Genomic DNA, 1278 nt, shown 5'->3' with positions numbered 1-1278 from the left:
CAGGCATGTTAACCGCTACACCACGGGACCACTTTGGTTGCGGGGACAGGATTTGAACCTGCGACCTTCGGGTTATGAGCCCGACGAGCTACCGAACTGCTCCACCCCGCGATGATATGAATATGGTATAAATAAATGGAGGAGGAAGAGGGATTCGAACCCCCGCGGGCTTTGACACCCCTGTCGGTTTTCAAGACCGATCCCTTCAGCCGGACTTGGGTATTCCTCCGTATATTTATAACAAATGTAACTTATATGGTAGCGGCGGAGGGAGTCGAACCCACGACCTCACGGGTATGAACCGTACGCTCTAGCCAGCTGAGCTACACCGCCATATTATTTGTTACAATTATTTAATTTAATTGGTGGAGCCTAGCGGGATCGAACCGCTGACCTCCTGCGTGCAAGGCAGGCGCTCTCCCAGCTGAGCTAAGGCCCCATAAATGGTCGGGAAGACAGGATTCGAACCTGCGACCCCTTGGTCCCAAACCAAGTGCTCTACCAAGCTGAGCTACTTCCCGTTTATGGCGCGCCCGAGAGGAGTCGAACCCCTAACCTTTTGATCCGTAGTCAAACGCTCTATCCAATTGAGCTACGGGCGCTTATTAAAATGGTGCCGAGGGCCGGACTTGAACCGGCACGGTAGTCACCTACCGCAGGATTTTAAGTCCTGTGTGTCTGCCAATTCCACCACCCCGGCAGGACTTATATATGTGGAGCGGAAGACGAGGTTCGAACTCGCGACCCCCACCTTGGCAAGGTGGTGTTCTACCACTGAACTACTTCCGCACATATATGAAATTAATGAAAGATGCGGGTGAAGGGACTTGAACCCCCACGTCGTAAGACACTAGATCCTAAGTCTAGCGCGTCTGCCAATTCCGCCACACCCGCGTGTGAATATAAATGGTGAGCCATGAAGGACTCGAACCTTCGACCCTCTGATTAAAAGTCAGATGCTCTACCAACTGAGCTAATGGCTCGAAAAACTGGTGCCGGCAAGAGGACTTGAACCCCCAACCTACTGATTACAAGTCAGTTGCTCTACCAGTTGAGCTACACCGGCAAATGGTGGAGGATGACGGGATCGAACCGCCGACCCCCTGCTTGTAAGGCAGGTGCTCTCCCAGCTGAGCTAATCCTCCGATATATAAGCCTGGCAACGTCCTACTCTCACAGGGACAAAGTCCCAACTACCATTGGCGCTAAAGAGCTTAACTTCCGTGTTCGGTATGGGAACGGGTGTGACCTCTTCGCTATCGCCACCAGACATATTAT

At 52.3% G+C, this 1278-nt stretch carries 12 tRNA genes and 1 rRNA gene; all 13 read right to left on the bottom strand.

Annotated features, from left to right (window positions below):
* Window positions 1-34: 34 nt before the first annotated feature.
* A tRNA-Met gene (locus AC0KUU_RS29920) sits at window positions 35-111 on the bottom strand.
* A 25-nt stretch (window positions 112-136) separates the two neighbouring features.
* Window positions 137-229, bottom strand: a tRNA-Ser gene (locus AC0KUU_RS29915).
* A gap of 27 nt (window positions 230-256) precedes the next feature.
* Window positions 257-333, bottom strand: a tRNA-Met gene (locus tag AC0KUU_RS29910).
* Window positions 334-363: 30 nt separating this feature from the next.
* Window positions 364-439, bottom strand: a tRNA-Ala gene (locus AC0KUU_RS29905).
* Window positions 440-444: 5 nt separating this feature from the next.
* Window positions 445-521 (bottom strand) — tRNA-Pro (locus tag AC0KUU_RS29900).
* Window positions 522-525: 4 nt separating this feature from the next.
* Window positions 526-602 (bottom strand) — tRNA-Arg (locus AC0KUU_RS29895).
* A 9-nt stretch (window positions 603-611) separates the two neighbouring features.
* Window positions 612-700, bottom strand: a tRNA-Leu gene (locus tag AC0KUU_RS29890).
* Between the two features lie 14 nt (window positions 701-714).
* Window positions 715-789: transfer RNA gene (locus tag AC0KUU_RS29885), tRNA-Gly, on the bottom strand.
* Between the two features lie 23 nt (window positions 790-812).
* Window positions 813-894, bottom strand: a tRNA-Leu gene (locus AC0KUU_RS29880).
* A gap of 13 nt (window positions 895-907) precedes the next feature.
* Window positions 908-983 (bottom strand) — tRNA-Lys (locus tag AC0KUU_RS29875).
* A gap of 7 nt (window positions 984-990) precedes the next feature.
* Window positions 991-1066: transfer RNA gene (locus AC0KUU_RS29870), tRNA-Thr, on the bottom strand.
* 3 nt (window positions 1067-1069) lie between these two features.
* Window positions 1070-1145 (bottom strand) — tRNA-Val (locus AC0KUU_RS29865).
* A 9-nt stretch (window positions 1146-1154) separates the two neighbouring features.
* Window positions 1155-1270 (bottom strand): 5S ribosomal RNA (gene rrf, locus AC0KUU_RS29860).
* Window positions 1271-1278: the final 8 nt, after the last annotated feature.

The sequence above is a fragment of the Priestia sp. ST2 genome, assembly GCF_055810735.1.
This window is presented reverse-complemented; position numbering and strand designations above follow the sequence as displayed.